A 24,527-nucleotide genomic window follows, 5' to 3' on the forward strand; every position below is an offset into this window, starting at 1 on the left:
CGTCCACTATTCAAACCGAAAACAGATCCGACCACGCGCCTAAAGTTGGTAGATAGCCTCAATAAAAATATGGACGCTCATTGCTGAAGGATTAAATTATAATTATTAAATAGATTCCTGTCTTCGCAGGAATAAAGCATATGAAAAAACTAGCACTACATTGGAAAATCATCATTGGAATGGTCCTTGGGGTAATCTGGGCATTGTTGTCCAGTTATATGGGTTGGAGCTCATTTACTATCGATTGGATTGACCCGTTTGGTATTATTTTTATCAATTTATTGAAACTAATTGCCGTCCCTTTAGTTTTGTTTTCCATCATTAGCGGTGTAGCCAATATTGGGGATCCCTCGAGTTTAGGGAGAATGGGAGGGAAAACCTTGCTCATTTATATGTTGACCACCGTTTTGGCAATTTCTCTAGGGCTTTTTCTTGTAAATACCGTTAAGCCGGGAAAGCTTATTGACGAACAAAGCCGAATAGACAACCGAATTAATTACGAAATCTGGGCAGATTCTCAAGGCCACGAAATTAAGGATGGCATCAATTATTTAAAAGATCCAGAGTTTTTTGAGCGTGCACAAGAGATTTCAGAGCTCACCAAAAGTGAATTGAAAGAAGTGTCCTTAGCTGATAAAATGGAAACCGTTGAAAAACAAAAAGAGAGTTCCCCTTTGCAGCCTTTGATTGATGTTGTTCCCGAGAACTTTTTCTTCTCTTTGTCTAACAATGGATTAATGCTTCAAATTATATTTTTCGCATTGTTTTTTGGGGTTTGCCTCCTGTTTATTCCTAATGAAAAATCGCAACCCGTCTTAACCTTGGTGGAAGGGATAAATAGTGTATTTTTAAAAATGGTGGATTTGGTGATGCAGGCCGCACCGTTTTTTGTGTTTGCCTTATTGGCTGGAGTCGTCAGTAAAATGGCAGGTGATGATATTGGGAAGGTTGTCGAAATTTTTAAAGGGCTAAGCTGGTATTCACTAATTGTAGTTATAGGGTTGGTCCTGATGATTTTTGTCATTTATCCGCTGATCCTAAAATTATTTGTAAAGAAAATATCTTATAAAGGTTTTTTTAAAGCTATGAGTCCGGCGCAAACATTAGCTTTTTCTACGTCCAGTAGTGCAGCAACGCTTCCTGCTACCATGGAGTGTGTGGAGCAAAATCTTGGTGTTGACAAAAAAATAAGCAGTTTCGTGCTGCCTATCGGTGCCACGGTCAATATGGATGGCACCAGTCTTTATCAAGCAATAGCCGTGGTTTTTTTAGCGCAACTACACATGATAGATCTTACGGCCGGTCAACAGTTTACCATTGTAATCACAACTACTTTGGCGTCTATTGGAACAGCGGCAGTGCCTAGTGCTGGTTTAGTGATGCTTATAGTCGTTATGAATTCAGTAGGTCTTAATCCTGCGTGGATTGCCATTATTTTCCCAGTAGATCGTATTCTGGATATGTTGAGAACTGTTGTTAATGTTACAGGAGACGCCACAGTTTGTACTATCGTCGCCGATGGCGAAAATATGTTGCATTATCAAGAAAGTAAAGATCCTTCGGAAACATTTGAAGTGGAATCCTAAAATCAAATATGTGCAGCACGCCGTCTATTAATTCTATTTTTTATCACTGAAAAGTTGAATAGAATAATGGATAAAAGAATTAAGAGATAGCACATGCCTTCCAATACGCTAATTTTTTCATCAAAATAGAAAATGGCGAACATAAAATTTATAAGAGGATTCAAATAGATAAAAACGCCCACTACAGAGGAATTCAAACCTCTTAGCGCATAAATATTAAGAAACATGGGAATGATTGTAAATACTATGGCAATCAAAGCTAACATTCCGTAAAAGAAAGGTGTTTTCTCATTTGGAGATTCATAGGTAGCTATGAAGGGCAGCAGAAAAATCACTGCAAAAAACACTTGAATGGTTAATACTAAAAACCGATCCAATTCCTGGTTTTTACGCTGCAATACCAAATATAGCGCGTAAGTAAGCGCAATGATCATACTGTAAAACAAATCCGTAATATTGCCTAAAGAAAGGAGTAAACAGCCTGTTAAACTCAAAATCACAGAGGCCCATTGTAATTTGAACAGTCTTTCCTTCAGAATTAAATAGGCCAGGACCATGGTTAAAATTGGGCATATGAGATAGGCCAACGACGTTGCGCTGACGCTCACGTTGTTCATCACATAAATATAAATATACCAGTTTAAGGCCAAAAACAGTCCGCTCAGAATGTTGACGATGACGATACGTCGTTTATCTGTTCCTCCTAAGCCTTTAAACAGGTTGAGGTTTGTTTTTAATACTTTGGGACGTAATACTAAAGATACGAAAAGCATGATCACCACTGACCCAAGGGTGCGATAGCTCAGGATGTCAAAAGCTGAAAAATCATCCAAAGATTTTAGCACAAGACTAAAAAATCCCCAAATAGTAAAGGCCGTTATGACTGCAATATAATATTTTGAATTCATTGCGCTATTTTTCAGTAAGCGTACAAAGGTATTCTAAAAAATGACCGCAATCGTGTAAAATTACTTTAATAAACGACGGTCCTATTAGGATATGTTTTATGCCTAAATTCTCATTAATTAACTAATTTTTACCATTTTGATTACCGCTTAACAGAACATTATTCGATAAATTTGTTAAGATGTGAGAATTTTATGGCAATTATAAGGCCTAAAATTCTTTTAAATTTCAACGTATGCAAAAATTATCCATTGAAGATATCATATCAAAAATAGAAGCAGAAGAATTGTTCCATGCGGTATCCGAAGATTATTCGTTTACCATAAAAATTGATGACTATGTGCCCTATGTCTGTGCTGCAGTGCACAACGGACATCAATTCCGAAAGGAATTATGGGAAAAATGCCTGCATACAGAGTATGAACGGTGGTATGAGGAAGACCCCAAGACAAAGACCATGCTAAAACCCCATCCTATTGTCATTTCAGGTATGGATTCTAGGTTTGAATATGATTTGAACAGAGATCCCGACAACGCCATTTACGAGGATGCCTGGGGAAAACAACTATGGGAAAATCCTTTGACGGCCGATGAGAAATCGACCAGTCTCAATAAGCATCAGAATTTTTACAAAGTGGTTTACGCACTTATAAAGACCTTAGAATTGAAGTTTGGATGCTGTGTTGTTTATGATTTGCACAGTTATAATTGGAAGCGTTGGGACAGAGAGGTGCCAACTTGGAATTTGGGAACTTCAAACATTGATAACAAACGGTATGAAAATGCTGTGGAGGCATGGAGAAAGCAGCTATCACAAATTAAGTTGCCAAACGCTATTCCAACCACAGCCAAAGTTAATGATACGTTTCAGGGTAACGGCTATTTTTTAAAATTCATTACCTCTAATTTCAATAATACGCTGGTTTTGGCTACTGAGGTTGCTAAGATTTACTGTGATGAGCTAGGTCAGGTAATTTATCCTGAAGTAGTTTCCGCAATTAGAAAGGGCTTAAAAAAGCAATTGCCGGAACATGCTTCCAATTTCTATAATATTTATTCTAATTAAATGATTAAAGAACACGACATAGATGCTGAATTAGTTGAAACTATTTGTAAAGACATTCAGGATAATGTTCCTGTAAATGCCGCTTTGCCAAAAAATGGCCTGTTGCATATAGACAAATTGTTGCCATTTATATGTGTTTACAGATACAAAGAACAAGACGTATACTTTTCAAGACTTTTGAAGACACAAGCGTCGTATTTAATTGCAGAAGAAACTATTGAAATTTCACATCTTTTGGAAGCCATACGATTGATTACTTCAGAAAAGTTTGATGCTTTTTTGATCTTGGAATTATGGCCCAATAAGCAATCCTTAAAAAGTCAATTCCAGATTTATGGACCAAAAGAGAAGTCAATGGAAACCATCAATGCGCTCAGCGATGGTTTTAACGAAATAAAGAAAACATTGTCAAAGGTGAGTACCAAAGTCATTCATACAGAGTTTAGACATCCAAAGCAATTGTCTCCCTTATTGGATGTAAATACCTCTAAAAAGTTGGGTGCCCTAATTATTGGAATCTCAGTGCCAGCGGTCTATCAGAACACAGAAACCGATGCGCTGTACTCTTTGTTTTTTAGGAAATTCTACACCATATTTTCTGAAACGATAAAAAGAGCAGTATATGAATTTATACGAGTGCAAACCACCGATGCGTTTGAAAATTATTTAATGTTAGGCAAAACTCATATAGATGCTGCAACTATCACTTCTGATACCCAAATTGCGGAAATCAGTGAAAAAATGTCATTTCTATTAAGTGTCACTCCAGTGAATAGCAACGAGGAATGGGATAAGTTCGAGCAAAATGACTTTAAGACTCCCCCAAAATTTAAATATCGGTTGATTGCGATAGATCCTGAATTGGAAAAGCGCAAACTTTATAATATTCCGATAGATCTCGTTGAAGATCCTACAATAGCCTTTATCCTAAGGGGTAAACGTCTTGAAATTGAGAAACAATTGACAATGCTGGAGGAGCGGGGTACTGATAATTTTAAGTTTATCGGACAAAGTCTCTACGGTGTGATCAGGGAAGATGTTTTGGAAGCAGCGGAATTAATTTTGAAAACTTATCCCAAGGGAGAAGTCATTCAAAGCTCCAAACGTTTTAACAGTGCGGAATTTGCAGAGCGTGCCCAACGGGAAATTGATTTTTATGCCCAAAAATTCCCAGATTTAGAGCTCGGAATAGAGGTTAGGGATGATGTTGCCGGCATTATGGTATCAAAGTCAAAATTGCTGATCAATAATGAAATGGATCTAGACGCAAGTAGGTGTGATGCCTTGATTCAACACGAAATCGGAACCCATATATTGACCTATTGCAATGGAAAAAGTCAACCTCTAAAGCAGATGTATGAAGGTTTTGAAGGGTATGATCAGTTACAGGAAGGATTGGCGGTAATTGCTGAATACTTGGTTGGTGGGTTGACCGTTAATCGGTTGCGACTGCTGGCGGGGCGGATTATTGCTGTACAATCTTTGGTAGAAAATGCCAGCTTTACAGAAACCTTTGAACTGCTGAGAAGTTCCTATGCTTTTCCTAATCGTGTTGCCTATTATATCAGCATGCGTGTTTACAGAGGTGGAGGGCTCACAAAAGATGCCGTATACTTGGCCGGACTTATGGATTTGATGTCCTATTTGGAACAGGGAGGGAGGCTAGAGCCACTTTATACGGGCAAATTCAACACTACCCATATTAAATTGATTGAAGAATTACTTTACAGAAATGTTCTGAAGCAACCTATCTTACCAAATTTTTTAGAACGAAATGAGGTAAAGGAACGCTTGAAAAAGTTAAGGAACGGGATGAATATTGTTGATCTTGTAAAATAAAATCAATAAAAATGAAAATAGGATTTATAATAAATGACCACGCCACGGAAAAATGGAATTATACAACCCCAGCGTTAGGTTTTTCGGCCTATAAGAGAGGGCATGAAGTTTTTTTTATTGGTGTGGGAGAGCTCTCTTATGCCTCAAAAGGACATCTTAACGTAAGATGTAAAACTATAAAAGATAGAGTCTTTAAAGGAGAGGAAACCTACTTTAAGGCGGTTCAAAAAGAAGAATTTGTTAATTTATCTTCTAATGATTTAGATGTGTTGTTCTTGCGGAACAATCCTGCTGATGAAATTAACGAGCGTGATTGGGCTTATAATGCGGCTTTTATATTTGGAGAAATAGCCATGCGTAACGGTGTTATTGTACTCAACCACCCCAGTAGTTTGGCTGGTGCTGTCAATAAAATGTACTTTCAGCATTTTCCAGAAATTCTACGTCCAAAAACAATTATTACCAGAGATCACAATGAGATAAAGGAATTTTTCAAGGAACAAAAACAAAAAATGATTCTCAAGCCTTTACAAGGATCTGGCGGTACCAATGTGTTTATGATGGATAAGAAAAATGAACACAATCTCTCTCAAACTATTGATGCTATTTGTCGAGATGGATTCGTGATTGCCCAAGAGTACCTCACAGAGGCCACTGGAGGTGATACGCGTTTGTTTTTAATGAATGGTGTGCCTTTACAGGTAAATGGTCAATATGCGCTCATGCAACGTGTCAATGCATCCGGTGATATTAGAAGCAATATTCATGCTGGGGGTAAACCTGAAAAAGTGAAAATGACCGATCAGATTATGGAACTTGCAGATATTGTTAGACCCAAACTTGTCCAAGACGGCATGTTTTTGGTGGGAATCGACATTGTAGGCTCCAAGTTGATGGAGATTAATGTTTTCAGTCCAGGTGGATTGAATGTGATGGGCCAAATGTACGAAGCTGATTTTGCGACACCTGTAATTGAAGCGATTGAACGAAAAGTCTATTATAAGAGCATGTATAACGATTATCTGTATAATAGCCGATTGGCAACCTTGTAGAATTCAGAGGGCATACAGAATTATCTTGAGGTAAATTAGTTTCGAAATTTGAAATTTGAAGGGTTGAACCTATGCGTTTTTTATTTTCCTAAATTCAAGTTTCAATGTGTAATGAATTCCTTTTGTTGAGAGTTACCATTAGCAGATGAATTTGACACGTTTGATTGTTTAATCAAATATTTAATGACTTATAACGATTATTTTATTTGATCATGAGTTAAAGTTTTAGATTTACAGTATCAAATTAATGTGCTATTAATCAAACTATTATTCCCTCAATAATAGTTGAAAATTTAAAATTACCGTTGTTTAAAGCAGCTGCTGAAGATTAAAAAAAGTCCTCGATCGAGGACTTTTTTTTTATAAAAACTTTGACTTTAATTCCTTTGTGGGGATCATGCATTCTTCTTTCTTGCCGTACCATTGGTATCTGTTCTTGGCAATATAATCATACACCCAATTCCTGATAAATGCTGGGACAATTAGAAAAATGGCCAGGACATTTCTAGGAAAACCTAATTTTGAGGCAATTTTTAAGGCCGCTGTTGATTTATAGGAAATCCCATTTTGAGGCGAATAGAGCAAGATTGAATCAGTTTTTGTGGTGTCAATGGTGAACTTTTCAAGGACAGCCTGACCAATCTCACTTTGTAATGCGGTATAACGAAATACATCATTCTTATCATGTTTAATGACATATTGGACTGACGCATCACAAAGGTTGCACACCCCATCAAATAGAATTAGTTTCTTGTTTTTTTCTAAATTTATGGACATGCTATTTTATCTTTTAAACTATTATACTGAAACCGATAACCGATGGCTGCCAACTCATTTAACCGCTTCTACCAGTTCCAGCTGTTCCACGCTTACATTTGTCGTAAACATACCGTAGTTCACTACAGCCTTGTTTTTTTCAAGTTTATCAATGCTTCCAACGGCGCGTCCATCTTGTAATCTTACTCGATCACCAATTTTGAAAATGCGCGTTGGTTTTGGTGCAGCCTCCACTTTTTTCTTGGCTGCTTTCTTTTTCTGCCGAATGACTTCAACTGTCTTTTCAGCTTCCTCTATGACATGTTGCTCCTTCGCTTTCTGAACTTTTTTAACTTTAGCCGATACTTTTTTTCGTTTGGAATTTTCAATTTGAACCACTTTGAACAATTCCGCCATAAGTTCACGTTTTTGATTGTTATTAAAATACCGTTCAGAAAGGTCATTCATTTTCTGACCCAAATAAATCAAACGTTGGTTGCTGTCATAAAGCTCTTGATAATTTTCAAGCTTTTTTTGAATTTTCTGATTGGTTTCTTCAAGTTTCTCTGCTTCACTTAATTTCTTTTGTTCATTGACTTTAAGCGATCGCTCGGTTTTTTCAAGTTTAGAGCGTTCTTTTTGAAGTTTTGCTATGGTAGCATCAAATCTTACCTTGCCGCGTTCTATCTTCTTTTTTGCCCGATTGACCAAGCTAAATGGAATGCCATTCTTTTGGGCGACTTCAAACGTAAAAGAACTACCGGCTTGGCCCAGTGCTAGTTTAAACATGGGTTCCAGACTTTTCTCATCAAACATCATATTGGCATTTTGCATATAAGGCAATTCATTGGCCAAAAGCTTGAGATTGGAGTAGTGGGTAGTTATAATGCCGTAAGCCTCTCTATGGTAAAATTCCTCCAAGAAGGTTTCAGCCAAAGCACCTCCCAATTCAGGATCACTTCCTGTTCCAAATTCATCAATTAAAAAAAGGGTGTTCTTGTTGCATTTCTTTAAGAAATAATTCATTTGTTTTAAGCGGTAACTATAGGTGCTCAAATGGTTTTCAATGGATTGGTTGTCGCCTATGTCTGTTAAAATCCGATCAAAAAGACAAACTTTACTGCGTTCATGGACCGGAATTAAAAGTCCGCTTTGCAACATCACCTGCAACAAACCGACTGTTTTTAAAGTGATGCTTTTTCCACCGGCGTTTGGACCGGAAATAACAATAACTCTATTGTCAGGACGTAATTCAATGGATTGTGGAAAAGTTTTTACATTTTTCTTTTGATTGGCAATATAAAGTAGCGGATGAATGGCATCTCTTAAAATATAATCTCTATTTTCAGTGATTTCAGGTAAAATGGCGTTAATGGATTGTGCGTATTTAGCTTTCGCATAAGTAACGTCAAGCGAAGTTAAAAATTCTTGATAATTCTTTAATAAACCGCGAAATGGCCTTGTAAAATTGGTGAGCTGCTTAAGTATTTTTGTAACTTCTTCTGTTTCCTCAAATACCAAATTGCTAAGCTCTCGAGTGTATCTAAAAGTTGCTTCTGGTTCAATATAAACAATACTTCCTGTTTTGCTTCCACCCAAAATAGCACCTTTTACCTTGCGTCTGTACATGGCTTTGACTGCTAGCACACGCTTGTTTTCTACTACAGACTCCCTAATATCATCCAAATAATCCAAAGTGCTGTAAGAGTTTAAGGCCGATACAAAACTCTGGTTGATCTTTCCTCTTATTATATTGATATCCTGTCTAAGCCTAAATAATTCCTGTGAAGCATTGTCTTTAACATCCCCAAAACGGTCAATAACAGCATCTATTTCATTGATCACTTCAGTGTTGATGGGAATGGCAGAAGAAAATTCAAAGAGGTTAGGGTAGTATTCCTTAAATTTCTTTAAGAAACCAATAATTTCATTACTTGAAATAGAAATGGCTTTAATTTTTTTAAAGCTTCCTGTTTCCAAGTATGAGTTTTCTATTTTGAGCAGTTGAAGCTCTTTGGTAATGGGTTCAAACCCATGATTTGGAATGCGGTTGTCATTTTCAAAAGAGGCCAAAAAGTCATTGGTAAGCTGCAAGGCGTTTTGTAGGTCTTCCTTTTTTGAATAGGGAGCGGTCAACAATGCCTTTTCGGTACCTAAATGCGTGATGCAGTAGGTTGCCATTTGACTTAAAACCGTATGAAATTCAATGTCCTTAAGCGTTTTTTCGTTAATGTGCATTCCGTGTTTTAGATATTTTTATTGACATCAAATTTAAGGAAATTTAAAGTTTTGAGAGTTATATTTTAACAGATACAAAAATCAACTTATTTTTATATAAACGAAACGCAATCATGGAGGTTCATATACACCCAAGTTGGAAAAAGCAACTGCAACCAGAATTTGAAAAGGCATATTTTAAGGATTTAATGGCTTTTGTGGACCAGGAGTATGAAAAACATACCTGTTATCCAAAGAAAGAGGACATTTTCAATGCTTTTAATTGGTGTCCATTTGATCAAGTAAAGGTCGTTATTATAGGTCAAGATCCCTATCACGGTGCAGGTCAAGCCAATGGTTTGTGTTTTTCAGTAAATGATGGGATTGCGCATCCGCCATCCCTAAGAAATATTTTTAAAGAGTTGGGCGATAATGTAGCCAAACCCTATCCAAATTCAGGAAACTTAGAATCTTGGGCTAAGCAAGGTGTTTTGATGTTAAATGCCACGTTAACAGTTCGTCAAGGAATGGCCGGGAGCCATCAAAAAAAAGGATGGGAAACTTTTACGAATTGCGTCATACAAACAGTAAGTAATCAAAAAACGAATGTTGTTTTCTTGCTTTGGGGAAGTTTTGCCAAACAAAAGTCAAAGCTTATAGACGCTTCAAAACATTCGATTATTGAATCAGGGCATCCGTCGCCTTTAAGTGCAAATAGAGGATATTGGTTTGGAAACAAATGTTTTAGTAAGACTAACTTCCTGTTTGAGCAAGCTGGTGTGCCTCCAATTGATTGGTAATTATAGTAGGAATTCTTTTAATTGGTTGTGCCTTAACCGCCGATTTTTGCTTTGTTTTATTGCAGCTAAATGCAAGTAGGAGAAAATTTAAAACCACTAACGAAGTAATAACTAAAGTAATTATCGTGATCATAATTGTTAATTTATGTCAGAAAACTGTGACGATTTGGATTTGCGAAAGTAACAATTTTTTCGATAAAGTTAACCTTAAAAGGTAAAAAACTTAGTTAAAAGGTAAAATCGATAGAAATATTTCAAATATTTTTTACAATATCACGATATGGTCTTTGTTCTGAAAGAATGTCTAGCTTAATTAATTTTTGCTGGACTCTTTTCACGGTAGCTTCGTCTAAATTAGATTGTGACCATTCCGTTAAAGTAAGCCATTCTTGAACATCTTCGAGTTTTAATTCATAGCGGTTCGAAATCATTCTATCAATACTCGGTATTTCCTTAAAATCAATGGTGGTATTATTGATAATCTCTAGGATAATTTTAACGATGGACTCATTTGCTTTCAAAAGCTCATTTCGTACGGCAATAACAAAACACGGCCATGGCGTAGGGCAATTTGCAATTCGTCTGAAAACGCCAGAATCTACTATGGGTTTGGTCATAAACTTTTCCCACATAAAATAATCAGCATCGCCATTGCTCAGTGCTTTAACGGCACCTTCCAAATCTTGTATGACTTCAAATTTTAGATCTGTATCTAAATTCCAGCCATTATTTTCGGCGTTGATATACGCCATGAGGTGTGAGCCTGAACCATATCTGCTAATGGCACAACGTTTACCTCTTAAGTCTTCAACAGATTTTAAATCAGAATCTGCCGCTACATGAATTCCCCAAATAAGGGGTGTTTCTACAAAAATCTGAACAATTTTACTTGGATTTCCTTCTGCAATATCCTTAACAATGCCTTCGGTAAGAATCACGGCCATGTCTATGTCTCCAGCTCTCAGGGCTTCGCTCATGGCACCAGTACCACCAGGATAGTCTTCCCAACGCAGGTTGATATTCTCCTCTTTATATTCTCCATTTTTGAGCGTTAAATACCACGCAAGATTAAAATGTTCCGGTACACCACCAATTTTCACTGTCGTCATTGAAGATCTCATTTTTAAATTCTGAAAGCCCAATGGAAGTTGGGAAGAATTTGTTATTTTCTAGTTTTGTTTTTAAAATCCTAGCACATTTAAAATTATTCTACCAGTTTGTCTAAGGTATAAGTAATTAAATTATTTACAAGACTTGTTGGATCCTTACTAAATTCGCCAGTCGCCCTATTGGCAATTATGGCGTTCAGCGATAAAGCTTTATGGCCCAAGAGCGCTGATAAGCAATAAATTCCTGCGGTTTCCATTTCCAGATTGGTAATGGGCATATTATCATAATTAAAACTCGCCAATTTTTCATTCAGATCATCGTCTTGCACAGGAAGCCTTAAAACCCTCCCCTGAGGTCCGTAAAATCCAACATTTGTTGCTGTAAAACCTTTGATAGTTCTGTCTGAACTAAATTTTTGCAACAATTCATCATTACATTTTACAATATATGGTTTTGATTTTAATGGGCTCCAATGGGTATGTTTTATGAGTGCTTCTGAAATTTTATGGTTTTGAATGTTCTCATTTTTGTAAAAATGCAACAAGCTGTCAAAACCTGCGGCATAACCACTTATCAGAAATGAATCTATGGGGATTTCTTTCTGAATAGAGCCTGAGGTTCCAACTCTGATGATTTCTAATGTGGTCAGCTGATCTTTAATTTCACGCTTTTCCAAATCGATATTGACCAAAGCATCCAATTCATTTAATACAATATCAATATTATCAGTTCCAATTCCGGTTGAAATGACTGAAATACGCTTTCCTTTATAAGTTCCGGTCTGGGTGTGAAACTCTCTTTTTTGGGTTTGAAATTCTATGGCGTCAAAGTGCTCAGTAATTTTTCCCACACGATCAGGATCTCCAACGGTGATGATAGTTTTGGCAAGATGCTCGGGTCTTAAATTAAGGTGGTACACACTGCCATCCGGATTGAGTATAAGTTCTGATGCTTTTATAGACATTACGTAGTTTTTATGAGTTTGTTTTGAATCTTACTGAATTTAAAATCCAGCTTTTTAACGCCTCCAAAAATCATTGGAGCCGTTAATTCTGATGAAAAATCGCGCTGCCCTAAAATAGCTTCATGACCTTTCCTATTTAAAACAAGTTGCTCCGCTTCTTGTACATAAAACATTTCTAGCGAATCAATCATTCTGTTGATTTGAAGGTCTCCAAAGCCATAATAGCCTTGAAAATTGAGGATGTACCCCATTAAATGGCGTTTTGATTTTATATTATGATCTAAAATCATATGAAGAGTATGCATTTCTAAAGTTGAAAAGCCTGTTCTATAATCTGGAAAACGTTCTAAATGTGCTTTTAAACAGTTGCTCAAATACGGAAAAGACGACTTTTGAACAATAAATGGCTTCAAGAGATTGTGATCTTTGCCGCAATAAATACGCCATAAAGAACCCATTAAACTAGTGTCCGCTTCTGTAATTGCGATTTTATCTTGATATAGTTTCCGGAGCTGATCGGGTTTTAAGTCGGCAAGTGCCTTAAGATCCTTTTCTCCTTTTATCCGTCCACTACACACTAAAAATAGTGGTAAATCTATTTTTTTATTCTTTAAGATGTTTATGACAGCCATAAGATTGATATGACAGAACAAATCATATTCAAACCATAATATAATTTCATCGAACTGATCAGTATGGTTTAAAATATCCAACTCGTCTTTTAGCTCGTCTTCATTGATTTCAATATCATAAAAATTTAATAGAAATTCCTTTCGAAGGTTGAAAAACTCCTCAGAAACAACCTGTTCTGTAGTTGGTCCTTCACAAAGCATTTCCTGCCAAGTTAGAAAATGACCTTTAATCTTCAGATCTTTCAAATAATCCGTCAGATTATTGCCGTTGGTAATATGTAGAATCTTAGATGCCATCAGCCACCAACACGTTTTACATTAAATCCCTTTTCTTTTAAAAGCTTCATGATTTTATCTCTATAATCGCCTTGAATGATGATTTTATCATCCTTAAAACTTCCGCCAACACTTAAAGTTGTTTTAAGTTCTTTGGCTAAAATTTTAAAATCTTCCGAAGCGCCATTATATCCTTCTAAAATAGTAATGGGTTTTCCCTTTCGCTTCTCATATTTGCATAGAATTGGATCATCCTGTAACCAAATATTGGAAGGTTCAGCTTCTGGGGTTTCTTCCGGGGTGTGTTCTGGAAACAACTTTTTGAGTTGATCTTGTATATCCATTTTTTGTAGTCTCAGTATTGGTTATGGATTATCGGTTGTGGGTTATCTGTAATCAGTAATCGGTAATAAGTTCCAGTTTACCTCGCCAACTGCTGACTGCCATTTGTCAACTGAAGACTGCCAACTATTTTTTAATCAATCCTAATTCCAATAAACGTTCATGTAAAAATTCGCCGGCTGTAATATCTTCAAACTGTTTGGGATGGTCTTTATCAATACAGCTCTCTAGGACGTCCAATTTCATTTCGCTGATAGGATGCATGAAAAAAGGAATGGAATACCGTGAAGTTCCCCATAATTCTTTTGGCGGATTCACCACGCGATGGATGGTTGATTTTAGTTTGTTATTAGTATGACGAGACAGCATATCACCAACATTGATCATCAATTCATCTGGTGCCGCAATGGCATCAAGCCATTCTCCTTTATGATTTTGAACTTGTAGACCGCGACCTTGCGCACCCATTAAAAGAGTAATTAGATTAATGTCGCCATGAGCTGCCGCACGAACTGCATTCTTAGGCTCTTCTGTAATTGGAGGATAATGGATAGGTCTTAAAATGGAGTTTCCGTTATATATATAATTATCAAAATAGGTTTCCTCTAAATCTAAATGCAACGCCAAAGCTCTTAAGACGTATTTGGCTGTTTTTTCAAGCATTGCATATGCTTCTTTACCAACTTCATTAAATTTTGGCAATTCGGTAACCGTGACATTTTTGGGATATTCTTTCATTCGAACCGGATCGTCCTCCACATACTGACCGAAATGCCAAAATTCTTTTAAATCGCCTTGTTTTTGACCTTTAGCACTTTCTTTTCCGAAAGATACATAGCCACGCTGTCCGCCAATTCCTGGGATTTCGTATTTTTCTTTTTGGTCCAAAGGCAATGAAAAGAAATTTTTAATCTCTTCATATAAATCTTCTACTAATTTATCGTCTAAAAAATGGCCTTTAAGCGCTACAAAACCTATTTCTTCATAAGCTTTGCCTATTTCATCAATAAACTTTTGCTTTCTAACCGGATCTCCAGAAACAAAATCCTGAAGATTAACACTTGGTATCACATTCATTTTTCTATATGTTTTAGATTTAACTGCCTGTATTACAAAAGTAACGAAATACTGTTAAAAGTACTCGCTTTATTACGCTAATTATGGACTGATTTGAGGCCAATCTCTCGATTTTTATTTACATTTGAGTTTTAAATCTAGAACCTTATGTTGACATCTACCAAGAGTCATATCAATTACGATAAGAAAAATCTTGACGACCGAATACTTCTTCAACTTTATAAAAATATGTTGAAGCCACGATTGATTGAAGAGAAGATGTTGATTCTCTTGCGCCAGGGCAAAGTTTCCAAATGGTTTTCAGGTATTGGCCAAGAAGCTATATCTGTTGGCGTAACAATGGCGTTGCAAGCAAACGAATACATTTTGCCAATGCACCGAAATCTCGGTGTGTTTACCACTCGTGATATTCCGCTGCACAGACTGTTCAGTCAGTGGCAGGGAAAGGCGAATGGTTTTACGAAAGGACGTGATCGTTCGTTTCATTTTGGTACGCAAGAGTATCATATTGTGGGGATGATTTCACATTTAGGTCCGCAATTGGGTGTGGCAGATGGAATTGCTCTGGCAAGTAAACTAAAAAATAAAGGTCAGGTAACGGCCGTCTTTACTGGAGAAGGAGGGACTAGTGAAGGTGATTTTCATGAAGCGCTGAACGTTGCCTCGGTCTGGCAATTGCCTGTGATCTTTTGTATTGAAAATAATGGTTATGGCTTGTCCACTCCAACGTCTGAGCAGTATTACTGCAAGGATTTGGCAGATAGAGGTAAAGGCTACGGTATTGATTCCTTTATTTTGGATGGAAACAACATTCTAGAAGTCTACGGGAAAGTTTTGAAATTAGCGGAAAGCGTGCGTAAACGTCCCCGTCCGATATTGCTCGAGTTTAAGACCTTTAGAATGCGCGGTCATGAGGAGGCAAGCGGCACCAAATACGTTCCTCAAGAATTGATGACAGAATGGGAAACCAAAGATCCGATCACTAATTATAGAAATTATCTATTAAACTTAGGCATTTTGACTAGCGCCATAGATAAAGAACTACATACTACTATTAAAGCAGAAATTGACGAAGCGCTTCAAACTGCAGGTGAAGAAGAAGCCATAGTTGCTGATGAAAGCGTAGAACTTGGAGATGTTTATAAACCTTATGAATACAAGCATATTGATGCGGATTTGCCTTCAGAGAACATTCGGTTCATTGATGCTATTTCGCAGGGTTTAAGACAAAGCATGCAGCGTCATCGCGATTTGGTCATTATGGGACAGGACATTGCCGAATATGGCGGAGTCTTTAAAATTACAGAGGGATTTGTGGAAGAGTTTGGAAACGAACGTGTGCGCAATACGCCCATTTGTGAATCGGCCATTGTTGAAGCGGGGATGGGCTTGTCTATTGCGGGGATGAAAGCAGTTGTTGAAATGCAGTTTGCAGACTTTGTGAGTTCTGGCTTTAATCCGATTGTGAATTATTTAGCAAAATCTTATTACCGCTGGAACCAGAATGCAGATGTGGTGGTAAGAATGCCTTGCGGTGCAGGTGTTGCGGCCGGACCTTTCCATTCTCAGACCAATGAAGCATGGTTTACTAAAACGCCTGGATTGAAAGTGGTGTATCCGGCATTTCCATATGATGCGAAAGGTTTGTTAGCCACGGCCATAAATGACCCTAATCCCGTTTTGTATTTTGAACATAAAGCTTTGTACAGAAGCATACGCCAGGAAGTGCCAACGGAATATTTTACCATTCCTTTTGGAAAAGCCTCCGTTTTAAAGGAGGGTCAATCCATAACTATCATCACTTATGGGGCTGGGGTACATTGGGCGTTGGATGTCCTAGAGAAAAACACAGACATTTCAGCTGATCTTATTGATTTAAGAACACTTCAACCTTTAGATACTCGAGCAATTTATAAGTCGGTCAGAAAAACAGGACGCGCCATCATTCTTCAGGAAGATTCCATGTTTGGCGGAATTGCAAGTGATCTGTCAGCTTTGATTATGGAAAATTGTTTTGAGTATTTGGACGCTCCAGTAAAACGAGTAGCAAGTATGGAAACGCCCATTCCTTTTATCAATCAATTGGAAGATCAATACTTGGCGAAAGGGAAATTTGAGATGGCTTTGAGGGCCGTTTTGGAATATTGATATTCGTGAAGACTAATCTAAAAGTTAAGGAAATTAAATAGCTAAATTGCAATCACCATAACTTTTCAAATATTACTTTTTTTTCCTTAACTTACAGAAACAAAACTTCACTTTTTTAAAACGAAATATTATGAGCGAGATAAAAATATATTCAGGCAACTCTCAAGTAACTGTCATGGAAATCAAAAATCTATTGGAAAATGAACACATTGAATATCAGGTTTTGAACAAATCGGATTCTACTTACCCTGGAATTTATGGTGACATAGAAATTTACGTCTCTGAAGCCGATGCGAATAAAGCCCAAGAGTTAGTAGGAAATGTCAAGTTGTAAATACGATTGCATCTACATAGAAAAAGTCCGCTCTAAGCGGACTTTTTTAATAGCTTTTAGTATTTAATTTCTAACTTTTCATCTTCTCAGCATAGGCCTGAACTTCGTCTAGAACCCTTAAGAGGTTTCCGCTCCATAACATTCCAATCTGCTCTTCTGTATACCCACGTTTAACAAGTTCTAAGGTAACATTAAAAGTTTCGGAGGCGTCATTCCAGCCTTCGATACCGCCGCCGCCGTCAAAATCACTGCTGATGCCCACATGTTCAATACCAATTTTATTCACCATATAATCGAGATGGTCAATAAAATCAGCTACATTGACTGCTGGTGGCACATCTTTCATCGTTTTCATTTGCGCTTCAACCAAAGGCTTAACTTTTTGTAAAACATCAGAATAAGCATTACGCTCATCTTCAGATAATTCTTTAAGATCATCCCAATCCAAATATGCCACGTTCATGGAATCCATGATTTTTAAAGCCACTTCCTTTTTAAAGGCCGTATGTTTTTCGTTTTTTTCAATATCCAAATAGCCAGCAAAAGCAACGGTTTGGACAACACCACCATTTTTCTTTAACCACTCTAATTGTTCGTCATCTAAATTTCGACTGTGGTCACACAGAGCTCTTGCTGAAGAATGCGAAGCTATAATTGGTACTTCTGATAGCTCAATCATATCTCTCATGGCTTCCTTGCTTGGATGGGATACATCTATCATCATACCCAAGCGGTTCATTTCCTTAATGACTTGTTTGCCTAGATTGCTTAAGCCGTCGTGAAGCCAAATTGAATCTAATTCACCCGTATTACTATCACTCAATTGACTGTGGCCGTTATGTGCCAAGGACATATAGCGTCCGCCTAAATCATAGAAGCGTTCCACGTTTTTAATATCCTTACCTACCGGGTATCCATTTTCAATTCCGATCATGGCCACTTTTTTGCCAGATTTTACAATGCGCCTTACGTCATCAGACGTTAAAGCCAGTTCAATTTGGTCTGGAGCAATGTTTTCTACCAACTTGTGGATGGCATCAAATTTACCCATCGCCGTCTCATGTGCCTTTTTAAAACCGGCATCATCCAATTCCTCCTGCCCTGTGTAGACAATAAACCAAGCGACGTCCAACCCGCCTTGATCCATTTTTGGTAAGGTGACTTGCGAATCGAGATCTTGTGTATAATTTGTGGTATCAGTGAAGTTTTTGACATTAAAATCACAATGTGTATCAAGGGTGATAACCCGTTCATGTATCGCTTTTGCACGTTCCAAAAGAGCTATGGAATCTTGTTTTGAATCGGTTTCGGTCATTGATTTTTTGTCGTCTTTACAGCTCATGAAAAGCGTGATTAAACTTAGGGTAAAAATTGTTTTTCTCATAGGATGGTTTACTAAAAATTGAAATGACAAGTTACAAAAATGTATTTATGTTGTATATTTATTTTATGCAAATCCGATTTCTGTTTTTGGCGTTAGTGGTCCTTGGTTGTTCTGAAAAAAAAAATGAGGAACCCAATTATTATTGGGATTCGATTGTTGTAACGGCTTCTGCTTACAATTCTACGGTCAGACAAACTAGCAAAAATCCGCACATCACTGCTTTTGGGGATAGCTTAAAACCGGGCATGAGATATATTGCGGTCTCCAGAGACTTGTTGCGGAAGGGTCTAAAACATAATACTCCTGTCGTAATTGAAGGGTTTGAAGGCATTTATTTGGTAAAGGATAAGATGCATTATAAATGGCGTAATCATATCGATATTTATATGGGAGAGGATATTGAAGCCGCAAAGGAGTGGGGAAGAAGAAAAGTGTGTATTGATTATAGGTTGCCTATTGAAGATTAAAAATAATTAAAAAACCAACCTGTTTGATTCTTATCAAACAGGTTCGGTAAATTTTCGTGAGAAATAGTTTGAAATATCTTTCTTGATAGTCCAATTTATAAGCAAATCTATAATTATTTTGTATCTGCCTCAGATAGCAGAAATGGATAGGCTTCCTTGATTTCTTTCAGTTCAGAAGCGGTTAATTTGTCTGGAGCTTTTCCAAAAAAAAGCATATCCATAAACTTCTCTAAGTTCATAGTATGCTTTTGAAAGTTCGTCTTGAACCGCAATAAATGTCTCATAATTAGAAGTTTCACTCGTACTTAGGGATACCACCGCTTTTTTAGGGTGGTCAGATAATAGGTTCATTTCTTTACCATTGCAATAGCTACAAGTCTCCTCGCCATTATTATCTATGAACAATTTTGTCAGATCTTTCAACTCGTTTAATTCAATAATTTTATCGTCAACCATCAATTCATTCTTTGAATTTAAATTGATTCTTAATATGTTACGTTCATTAATTTCTTCAGAACAGATTATGCCTGGAGGGCAGTCAGGTGGGAGTTTTCTATGAATGCCCTTATCGGTAGAAATCGTGGTGGTCACCAAAAAGAAGATCAATAATAAAAAAGCAATGTCTGCCATGGAGCCCGCATTGACCTGTGGCGCTGATTTTTGTGAATGTCTCATAATGTGAAGTTTTTAAGGATATGTTAACGGAATCACAAAATTGATGCCAACTGATATTCTACCTTATCATGGCCATGAATTATGGCCCACGCAAATGGCTCATTTTCAAAACGCAATTAAACACGTTTAATTTTTTCACACCAATAAAATGTCGGGTTTCTATCTGAATTATGAAGTTTTATGTGCTGGAGAAAAACATCACATAAAGATTATGATGGGATAATTGAAAAAATAGAAAGTCTTGGATTGAAAAAAGCGATTAAATAAATGATAAGTTTATTTAACCGCTTTTGTTGATAAGTGTAAATTATAAAACTGTGGCCTAAATCTATTTGACCTTTAATAATTATAAAAATATTACTTCATAATACGCGTCAATTGGAAAAACTTCTGATAACTCTCAGGTATTGTGTTAATATCCAATAAAGAACCAGGTTCCATAGAAGGATAAATTTCATCAAAAGTTTTCACTTCCGTGAGCCCCATTCTTTTACTTATATGGCCGCGTGTCAATTCGCTAGGGTCATTTAAACCAGCTGCGGCAACAAGTTCTAGGAAACTGTGTATTGTTGCTTCGTGATATCTTTTGGCTCTAGGCCATTTATCTTCCACTACCAATCCTTTGACTAAGGAAGCATTTTGTGTAGCCACACCAGTCGGACACGTGTTTAAGTTACATTGTAAAGCTTGTATACATCCAACCGCTAACATCATAGCACGCGCACTATTACAGCCGTCTGCACCAAATGCCAACGCTCTTGCCATGTGAAATCCTGTGATGATTTTACCTGCCACAATCACTTTAATATCTTGTCTCAAGTTAAAGCCAACTAAGGTGTCATGAACAAAAATTAAGCCTTCGCGAAGTGGCATTCCCATGGAATTTGAAAACTCAACGGGTGATGCACCTGTTCCTCCTTCACCACCATCAATAGTAATAAAATCAGGTTTTATTCCTGTATAAACCATCGCCTCACAAAAATCCATGAATTCTTGTTTTCTTCCTACGCATAATTTAAAACCAATTGGTTTGCCATCAGACAATTCTCTAAGTCTTTTAATAAAATACATAAACTCAATAGGATCTGCAAAGGCTGTATGAGATGGGGGAGAGTGCACTGCGATTCCTGGTTTTACGTGTCTTATCCTGGCTATTTCTTCAGTATTTTTTGCTGCTGGTAAAATGCCTCCATGACCAGGTTTAGCACCTTGGGATAATTTGATCTCAATCATCTTTACCTGAGGTCTTGAAGAGTTTTCTTTAAAAGTTACTTCATTGAAAGTACCGTCATCATTTCGACATCCAAAATACCCAGTACCAATTTGCCAGATGAGGTCACCGCCATTTTCAAGATGGTAATCACTTATTCCACCTTCACCTGTATTATGGGCAAAATTACCCATTTTGGCGCCTTTGTTTAATGCCAATACTGCATTTTTACTCAATGAACCAAAGCTCATGGCTGAAATATTCAAAAGGCTTGAAGAATAAGGTTGTTTACACTCCTTGCCTCCAATTAATAATCTAGGAAATTCTCCAATTTCTTTTGGGTTTTGTTTGGCATACATCGAATGTTCCAACCATTCATATCCTGAATGATAGAGGTCCATTTGGGTTCCGAAAGGCTCAGTATCAGTTTGACCTTTAGCCCTTCTATATATTAACGATCTTAAAATCCGGTTTAATGGTCTTCCTTCTGTATCAGTCTCAACAAAATATTGCATGATTTCTGGACGGATGGATTCTAGAATGTATCTTGCCCGACCAATTAACGGGAAGTTTCTTCGGATGGTATGACTCTTTTGGAAGATGTCAAAAACACCCAACATTATTAAAGGAAGCACTAAAACAAAAGCCCATAAAATAGGGCTCCATAAAAATGCAAATCCAACAATGGCTACTACTATGATAACCGAAATTAAAATAAATTGTTCGCGAACTTTCATCTCTTAAATTGATTTAAAGTACAAATATACTACTACAAAATTGGATTGCATACTAAAACGAAATAGTTTAAAACAATTTCTGCATAATTTAATTCAATATTCGAAATTGGCGCTAAAAAATGATGTGATTTTCTAAGATTTACACACTTATTTTAATTGAAAATAGTTATCTTTTGGAGCATATTAATGACCCTTTTCAAACTTACTCAGGTAATTAACTCTACAGAATTTAAACGCCATTACCGATGATAGCAGCCATAACACTTTTTTTAGTCGTTTCACTATCGGCATTAATAACTAAAATTGCTACTATTTCTTTAATCCATACTGGGCTTTCTACAGATAGCGCCAAGTTTCAAGCGCGCTCTGCCTATACTGGCGTTGGATTTACTACCTCCGAATCTGAGAAAATTATGAGCCATCCCGTTAGAAGGCGCATTGTTTTTAATTTAATGATTATAGGAAATGCAGGGATTGTAACGGTCATGTCGTCTTTGATATTGACGTTCATATTGCCAGAAACCTTAGTATCAAAACTCTACGGATTGTCCGTTGTTGTGGTGGGGATGAGCTTAATCTGGTGGGCTATAAAAAGCAAATGGGTGGACAGAGCGCTGTCTGCCTTGATTGTGAGAATGCTGAGACGTTATACCGATATGGAAATACAGGATTTTGCCGCAGTTTTGCATTTAAAAGATGATTTTAAGGTAAGCGAAAAGTTGATTGGTAACGCGGATTGGATGGCACATAAATCGTTAAAAGATCTCAATTTAAGAGAAGAAGGTCTTACCGTTTTGGGCATTGATAGGCATGGGATTGATTATTTAGGATCGCCAGGTGGAAGCGCGGTAATTTTGCCAAAAGATGTGGTTACCGTTTATGGCAAGTCAGAGGTGATAAAAAGTGTTTTTAAGCGTAAACAAAACTTTAGTGCAGAAGTGGAACATCAGACTTTTATGAAAAAAGAAGAAGACCGTCTTAAAGAACAGGACCATCCCAAAAGCAAGAGCTAATACAGGGCACTTTAACAAAGTTTTAATCTAGATCACCAAATTTGTTAATCATGGTTTTTATCTTTGCAGATGAGGAGTAAACCACAGGAATTGTAAATATAGAAGGACACCATTTCTTTAATAGCCCATTATAGCCCCTTAATAGTTTTTATACCAAATTAAAAACTCACACCTCGAAATTCCAGCAAAGGATTTAATGACACAAAAACTATCAAACTCGATCTTGTACCTCATGAGCCTCTCTGCAGGTCTTGTCGTGGCCAACCTGTATTACAATCAACCTCTTTTAAATCTTATCTCTGAGACTTTTAGCGTTACTGAAGCTGCAGTCAGCAATGTGGCACTTGCTACCCAATTGGGGTATGCTTTTGGTTTGTTGTTTATTATTCCCTTGGGAGACAAGCTCTCGAACCATCAAATTCTTCAAATTGATTTTGTTCTTATGATTCTTGCACTTATTGCGGCGGGGATTTCTCAAACCTTGTTTGCGCTTATCGTCAGCAGTTTTTTTATCGGATTCACCTCTGCAATTCCGCAGCTCTTTGTGCCAATGGCTGCGCAAATGACTGATGAAAAGGGGAGAGGCCGTGCTATAGGGATTGTCATGAGTGGATTGTTGATAGGGATTCTTGGAAGCCGTATCATTAGTGGTTATATTGGTGAAGCGTTTGGGTGGCGCGTCATGTATTATGCCGCAACGGTGTTGATGGTGCTCCTTTTTGCGGTTTTAAGATGGAAGCTGCCTAAATTAACCCCAAATTATCCTGGCAGCTATGGAGATTTAATGGTGTCGCTCTGGCATTATTTTAAGACAGAGCCGTCGTTACGATTAGCAGCATTAAGAGGAGCGCTTGCGTTTGCAGGACTCAGCGCTTTTTGGACGACTTTGGTCTTTCTTATGGAAGATGCGTTTGGGTATGGAAGTACTATTACTGGGGCTTTCGGAATATTCGGAATCGCCGGAGCACTGGGCGCCACTGTAGTGGGTAAGCTTAACGATAAAGTCAACAAAAATAAGATTATTCTTTATTCATCAATTTTGATAGTTCTATCTTGGTTAGTTTTCTTGCTGTCCGAGCATTCTATTACCGGATTGATTGTGGGAGTTGTTTTGGTTGATTTAGGATTGCAGGCTTTGCATATCACCAACCAAAATATAATTTTTTCTAAAAATCCTGAAGCGCGCAATCGGGTTAACACCATATATATGGTAGGGTTTTTTATTGGCGGCGCGTTGGGTACCACTCTAGGTGCCATGGCTTGGCAACACTGGAGATGGACGGGCGTAAGTTGGCTTGGTATGCTCTTATCGGTGTCCATAGTACTTGTGCACATTATGTTTAAGAAAAAAATAATATAAAAGAATTATGAAAACCGCACTAGCACTACACTTCGTTTTGATACTATTACTCACTCAAAGTACTATGAACGCACAAAACTGGGAAACACCAATTATTGAAGGCTACGGAAAAATAGTCCATTACGATAATGCACAAAACAAGCCTGACCCAAGTAAAGTATATAAAATCATATTTCATATTAAGGAAGGTAAGGAACGGGAAGCTGTTAATGAAGGTCTTTGGAAAATAGCGCGACTTATTAATCTCATGGGGAGTTATAAAGTGCCTCAAGAAAATTTAAAAATTGTGGCAATTGTAAGCGGAACTGCGACGCCCTTTGTGCTAACGGACAAAGCGCATCAACTAAGGGCGCATCGTGACAATCCAAATTTGGACTTGTTAAGTAAATTGAAGAACCATGATGTAAAGATTTTGGTTTGCGGTCAAGCTTTGGCAAAACACAAGATTGAGGCAGAGGATGATTTAAATCCTTATATTGAAATTACCACTTCAGCTTTAGTGGCCATACCAAGCTATCAAATGGAAGGTTATATGCCTATGTTCTAATCTTCTGGAAATAATTGGGTATTAATCAC

General features: G+C 37.3%; 22 protein-coding genes. 11 read left to right on the forward strand and 11 right to left on the reverse strand.

What is annotated here, in order from left to right:
* The first annotated feature begins 140 nt into the window (after positions 1–140).
* Positions 141–1,586 carry a dicarboxylate/amino acid:cation symporter gene (locus tag G525_RS0111820; protein ID WP_027126361.1) on the forward strand — a complete coding sequence of 482 codons (1,446 nt, stop codon included), beginning with the start codon at positions 141–143 and terminating at the stop codon, positions 1,584–1,586.
* A 2-nt stretch (positions 1,587–1,588) separates the two neighbouring features.
* On the opposite strand, the gene G525_RS0111825 is transcribed toward G525_RS0111820, so the two are convergent.
* A complete protein-coding gene (locus tag G525_RS0111825; protein WP_027126362.1) occupies positions 1,589–2,494 on the reverse strand; it encodes an EamA family transporter in 906 nt (301 codons plus the stop codon).
* A 233-nt stretch (positions 2,495–2,727) separates the two neighbouring features.
* On the opposite strand from G525_RS0111825, the gene G525_RS0111830 reads away from it, so the two are divergent.
* From G525_RS0111830 to G525_RS0111840, 3 genes are read left to right on the forward strand one after another with little or no spacing between them, the layout of a single operon-like run.
* Complete coding sequence (locus G525_RS0111830; RefSeq protein WP_027126363.1) at positions 2,728–3,558, forward strand: N-formylglutamate amidohydrolase; 831 nt, start codon at positions 2,728–2,730, stop codon at positions 3,556–3,558.
* Positions 3,559–5,397: a peptidase MATCAP family protein gene (locus tag G525_RS0111835; protein ID WP_027126364.1), complete on the forward strand. Its 1,839-nt coding sequence runs from the start codon at positions 3,559–3,561 to the stop codon at positions 5,395–5,397. It abuts the gene before it with no gap.
* A gap of 11 nt (positions 5,398–5,408) precedes the next feature.
* Complete coding sequence (locus tag G525_RS0111840) at positions 5,409–6,449, forward strand: glutathione synthetase (protein ID WP_027126365.1); 1,041 nt, start codon at positions 5,409–5,411, stop codon at positions 6,447–6,449.
* Positions 6,450–6,809: 360 nt separating this feature from the next.
* Here G525_RS0111840 and G525_RS0111845 read toward each other — a convergent pair whose 3' ends face one another.
* Entirely contained in the window at positions 6,810–7,226 is a 417-nt protein-coding gene (locus G525_RS0111845) for a thiol-disulfide oxidoreductase DCC family protein (RefSeq protein WP_027126366.1), read from the reverse strand.
* Positions 7,227–7,280: 54 nt separating this feature from the next.
* Complete coding sequence (locus tag G525_RS0111850) at positions 7,281–9,443, reverse strand: endonuclease MutS2 (RefSeq protein ID WP_027126367.1); 2,163 nt, start codon at positions 9,441–9,443, stop codon at positions 7,281–7,283.
* Positions 9,444–9,556: 113 nt separating this feature from the next.
* Here G525_RS0111850 and G525_RS0111855 point away from each other — a divergent pair, with 113 nt between their 5' ends.
* The gene (locus G525_RS0111855) at positions 9,557–10,222 is read left to right on the forward strand and encodes a uracil-DNA glycosylase (protein ID WP_027126368.1); all 666 of its coding nucleotides are present in this window, start codon (positions 9,557–9,559) and stop codon (positions 10,220–10,222) included.
* 254 nt (positions 10,223–10,476) lie between these two features.
* Here the strand turns inward: G525_RS0111855 and G525_RS0111865 are convergent, their stop codons facing one another.
* The 5 genes from G525_RS0111865 to G525_RS0111885 form a co-directional block, all read right to left on the reverse strand.
* Complete coding sequence (locus G525_RS0111865; RefSeq protein ID WP_027126370.1) at positions 10,477–11,331, reverse strand: substrate-binding domain-containing protein; 855 nt, start codon at positions 11,329–11,331, stop codon at positions 10,477–10,479.
* Between the two features lie 95 nt (positions 11,332–11,426).
* The gene (locus tag G525_RS0111870) at positions 11,427–12,296 is read right to left on the reverse strand and encodes a nucleoside phosphorylase (protein WP_027126371.1); all 870 of its coding nucleotides are present in this window, start codon (positions 12,294–12,296) and stop codon (positions 11,427–11,429) included.
* Complete coding sequence (locus G525_RS0111875) at positions 12,296–13,225, reverse strand: DUF1835 domain-containing protein (protein ID WP_027126372.1); 930 nt, start codon at positions 13,223–13,225, stop codon at positions 12,296–12,298. The genes G525_RS0111870 and G525_RS0111875 overlap by 1 nt, the downstream gene beginning before the upstream one ends.
* Positions 13,225–13,548 (reverse strand): translation initiation factor, encoded by a 324-nt coding sequence (locus G525_RS0111880; protein ID WP_027126373.1) that lies wholly within the window; start codon positions 13,546–13,548, stop codon positions 13,225–13,227. The genes G525_RS0111875 and G525_RS0111880 overlap by 1 nt, the downstream gene beginning before the upstream one ends.
* 124 nt (positions 13,549–13,672) lie before the next feature.
* Positions 13,673–14,623, reverse strand: coding sequence for an isopenicillin N synthase family dioxygenase (locus G525_RS0111885; RefSeq protein WP_027126374.1), 951 nt, complete (start codon positions 14,621–14,623; stop codon positions 13,673–13,675).
* A 147-nt stretch (positions 14,624–14,770) separates the two neighbouring features.
* Here G525_RS0111885 and G525_RS0111890 point away from each other — a divergent pair, with 147 nt between their 5' ends.
* The gene (locus G525_RS0111890) at positions 14,771–16,771 is read left to right on the forward strand and encodes an alpha-ketoacid dehydrogenase subunit alpha/beta (RefSeq protein WP_035479558.1); all 2,001 of its coding nucleotides are present in this window, start codon (positions 14,771–14,773) and stop codon (positions 16,769–16,771) included.
* Between the two features lie 130 nt (positions 16,772–16,901).
* Positions 16,902–17,105, forward strand: a complete 204-nt coding sequence (locus G525_RS0111895) for a putative signal transducing protein (RefSeq protein ID WP_035479559.1) — start codon at positions 16,902–16,904, stop codon at positions 17,103–17,105.
* A 70-nt stretch (positions 17,106–17,175) separates the two neighbouring features.
* On the opposite strand, the gene G525_RS0111900 is transcribed toward G525_RS0111895, so the two are convergent.
* On the reverse strand, positions 17,176–18,489 hold the full coding sequence (locus G525_RS0111900; protein ID WP_027126377.1) for a dipeptidase: 1,314 nt from the start codon (positions 18,487–18,489) through the stop codon (positions 17,176–17,178).
* A gap of 23 nt (positions 18,490–18,512) precedes the next feature.
* Between G525_RS0111900 and G525_RS0111905 the strand changes: the two genes are divergently transcribed.
* Positions 18,513–18,956, forward strand: a complete 444-nt coding sequence (locus tag G525_RS0111905) for a 3D domain-containing protein (RefSeq protein ID WP_245577787.1) — start codon at positions 18,513–18,515, stop codon at positions 18,954–18,956.
* 171 nt (positions 18,957–19,127) lie between these two features.
* On the opposite strand, the gene G525_RS20835 is transcribed toward G525_RS0111905, so the two are convergent.
* On the reverse strand, positions 19,128–19,631 hold the full coding sequence (locus G525_RS20835; protein ID WP_245577788.1) for an ExbD/TolR family protein: 504 nt from the start codon (positions 19,629–19,631) through the stop codon (positions 19,128–19,130).
* Positions 19,632–19,988: 357 nt separating this feature from the next.
* On the reverse strand, positions 19,989–21,578 hold the full coding sequence (locus tag G525_RS0111915; protein WP_027126379.1) for an FMN-binding glutamate synthase family protein: 1,590 nt from the start codon (positions 21,576–21,578) through the stop codon (positions 19,989–19,991).
* 245 nt (positions 21,579–21,823) lie between these two features.
* Between G525_RS0111915 and G525_RS0111920 the strand changes: the two genes are divergently transcribed.
* The 3 genes from G525_RS0111920 (at position 21,824) to G525_RS0111930 (ending at position 24,498) form a co-directional block, all read left to right on the forward strand.
* The gene (locus G525_RS0111920) at positions 21,824–22,591 is read left to right on the forward strand and encodes a TrkA C-terminal domain-containing protein (RefSeq protein ID WP_027126380.1); all 768 of its coding nucleotides are present in this window, start codon (positions 21,824–21,826) and stop codon (positions 22,589–22,591) included.
* Between the two features lie 196 nt (positions 22,592–22,787).
* On the forward strand, positions 22,788–23,951 hold the full coding sequence (locus tag G525_RS0111925) for an MFS transporter (protein WP_084647752.1): 1,164 nt from the start codon (positions 22,788–22,790) through the stop codon (positions 23,949–23,951).
* Positions 23,952–23,958: 7 nt separating this feature from the next.
* Positions 23,959–24,498 (forward strand): DsrE family protein, encoded by a 540-nt coding sequence (locus G525_RS0111930; RefSeq protein ID WP_027126382.1) that lies wholly within the window; start codon positions 23,959–23,961, stop codon positions 24,496–24,498.
* Positions 24,499–24,527: the final 29 nt, after the last annotated feature.

The sequence above is a fragment of the Gelidibacter mesophilus DSM 14095 genome (assembly GCF_000423005.1).
Classification (GTDB): domain Bacteria; phylum Bacteroidota; class Bacteroidia; order Flavobacteriales; family Flavobacteriaceae; genus Gelidibacter; species Gelidibacter mesophilus.